At 73.2% G+C, this 2,620-nt stretch carries 3 protein-coding genes; all 3 read right to left on the bottom strand.

All coding sequences use genetic code 11. From position 1 onward, the window contains the following. Window positions 1-491 (bottom strand): SDR family NAD(P)-dependent oxidoreductase (locus IRZ18_09625; protein MBX5477365.1); only part of this gene is annotated, 491 nt, incomplete at its 3' end. Beyond that, complete coding sequence (locus IRZ18_09620) at window positions 481-1,134, bottom strand: 2-C-methyl-D-erythritol 4-phosphate cytidylyltransferase (protein ID MBX5477364.1); 654 nt, start codon at window positions 1,132-1,134, stop codon at window positions 481-483. The genes IRZ18_09620 and IRZ18_09625, both read right to left, overlap by 11 nt. Before the next feature lie 59 nt (window positions 1,135-1,193). Beyond that, window positions 1,194-2,620, bottom strand: a 1,427-nt coding sequence (locus IRZ18_09615; GenBank protein ID MBX5477363.1) for an O-antigen ligase family protein, incomplete at its 5' end; no start/stop codon positions are given.

The following is a 2,620-nucleotide window of genomic DNA, read 5'->3' as shown; positions in this document are numbered from 1 at the left end:
GCCTTCGCCGCCGCGTACGCGCTCCACCCCGGGCGGGGCGTCAGCCCGGCGGTGCTCGCGATGTTGATGATCTTCCCGCCGACGCGCTTGTTCGCGCGCACGAACTCCCGCGTGCAGAGGAACGCGGCCGTGAGGTTCGTCGCCAGCGTCCGCGACCAGTTCTCCAGCGTCATCTCGAGGATCCCCACCGGATCGACGTGGCCGGCGTTGTTGACGAGCACGTCGACGCGCCGGTACCGCTCCGCCACGGCGCGGAAGAGGGCCTCGACCTCGTCCTCCCGCGTGACGTCGGCCGTGAAGACGGCGTGCCGCGCGCCGCTTCCAGCCGGACGGACCTCCTCCATGAAGCGGCGCGTCTCTTCCAGGTCCGCCGCCGTGCGCGCCACGGCCACCACGGACTCCCCCGCGCGGCTCAGCTCCACGGCGATCGCGCGGCCGATGCCGCGGCTCGCCCCCGTGACGATGACGACGCGCCCGCCCTCAGCGCTCACGGTAGATCAGCTCGGCCAGCTGAAGGTCGAGCGGCGTCGTGATCTTGATGTTCTCTTCCCGCCCGGGCACAAAGCGGACCCGCTCCCCCAGGCGGAAGACGAGCAGCGAGTCCTCCGTGGCATCGCCGGGCTCGCGGAAGCGGCGATGCGCCTCACGCAGGACGGCCGTGTTGAACACCTGCGGCAGCTGCACGTTGTGCAGGCGCGCGCGGTTGAGCTCCGCCGTCATGAACGCGTCACCCTCGGCGACGGTGAAGGGAATGGGCTGCGTCGGCACGACGGCCGCGTCCGGCCACGCGAGAAGGCCGCGGACGAAGTCGGCCGTGACGAAGGGCCGCACGGCCTCGTGCACGATCACGCGGGGGCTGCGCACGGACTCGAGCGCCCGCGCCACGGACCACTGTCGCGTCTCGCCGCCCGGAACCAGCTCCGGCTTTTCGAGGCGGTACTGCTCGAAGAGGCGGCGGTACTCGTCCTCATATCCCGCCAGCGCCGTGACCCACACGCGGTCGACGTCCTCAAGCGCCTCGAAGACCTCCAGCACGTGCACGAGGAGCGGCTTGCCGGCCAGGCGCAGGAACTGCTTGGGCACGTCGCGCCCCATGCGCACCCCCCGGCCGGCCGCCAGCACGATCGCGTCCATTCCCGTCACCGTCCCGTTTCGCTTTGCCGTCGACATCGTCTTCAGCGCCCTCGCCGGGTTCACTTCACCGCCCCAACGAGCGGCTCCGTCTCCTTCAGCGCCTGATCGTAGGCGCCGCCCAGCAGCTTGCGCGCGCGATCCAGCGCGCCCTGGGCGTCCGGCGCGCCTGTCTTCTGCCTGACGAGCCCCAGCCACAGCGCCGCCTCGCCGGCTGTCGGCTGCGGGGCCACGCGCGTGCCGTTTTCCAGGAGCGGCGCCGCCTGCGCCCAGTCGCCCCGCATGGCGTACGCCCGGCCGGCGAAACCGTCCAAGGCGTCGGTGCGCTCCGGCGTGCGCTGCGACTGCGCCGCCTCCGGCTCGGCGTCGTGCTGCGCCCTGAGCTTCTGCGGCAGTGCGACAGCTTCGTCGAGGAGCGGCCGCGCCTGTTCCGGATGGCCCGCCCGCACGTACGCCGCCGCCGCGCTGACCAGGCCGGCGGCCAGGTTTTCGTAGCGGCGCGGCTCGGTCGGGTTGAGCCGCAGCGCGCGCCGCAGTTCTTCGAGTCCCGCCGGGATGTCGCCGGCGCGGAGGAGGTAGTTCGCGTACGTGGTGTGCAGGTTGGCGTCGTACGGGACCATGCGCACGGCGCGGGCCATGGCGGCCATGCCCTGGGCCTTCAGGCCGGCGTCGCCGTCGGCGTCGCCCACCAGGAACAGCGATTGCCCGAGATCCATGCGATACGTGGCCTGGAACGGGTCGGCCGCCACGGCGCGCTGGAACAGCGTGCGCGCCCGTTGAGCGTCGCCGCTATTCAGCGCCTGGGCCGCGGCGTCGCCGCTGGCGTAGCCCAGCATGAGGATGAGCGTGCCGAGGAGGGCCAGGCCGCAGAGCGCGTGGAACGCCGCCGCGGCGCCCCACGAGGAGCCCGAGGACCGTGCCGCGGAGCGACGGGGGCGCGGCCGCGGGCGATCGGCCCCGCCCCGCGCCGCCGCCACCTCCGGCCGCGCCGCGCCCGGACCGGCGGCCGCCGCACCGGTAGCCGGCCCCCCAGCCGGCGCCGCGGCATCACTCCGCCCGGCGCCGCCCGCGGCCGCCAGCCGCGCCTCCGCCCAGACGACACCCCAGAGGCTCCACAACAAGAGGTTGATCGCGCCCAGCGAGAGGTTGAAGTCGATGGCGCTGTGCGCCCCCAGCACCGCGGCCGCGACCAGCGCGGGCACGCCGGGCGAGGTGGCGTCGGCCCGCCAGAGCCGCACGCCCGCCCACAGGAACGCGACCCACAGGCCCAGGTAGAGCAGGAGCCCGACCGTGCCGACCTCCACCCACACCTGCGCGAAGTCGTTGTGCACCTGGGTCGTGTAATAGTTGAACGTCTGGTACGCGTGGTAGACGGCGTTCCATCCGCCTCCGCCGACGCCGAGGACGGGGTGGTCGCGCACGATTTTCAGCGCATCCTGCGTGTACACCACGCGGGAGTAGGCGTTGAACGTCGACAGGGAGATGTCCG

The organism is Clostridia bacterium, from assembly GCA_019683875.1.
In the GTDB taxonomy this organism is placed as follows: domain Bacteria; phylum Bacillota; class Sulfobacillia; order RBS10-35; family Bu92; genus Bu92.
The sequence above is the reverse complement of the archived record's forward strand: the minus strand, read 5'-3'. Positions and strand labels throughout refer to the sequence as shown.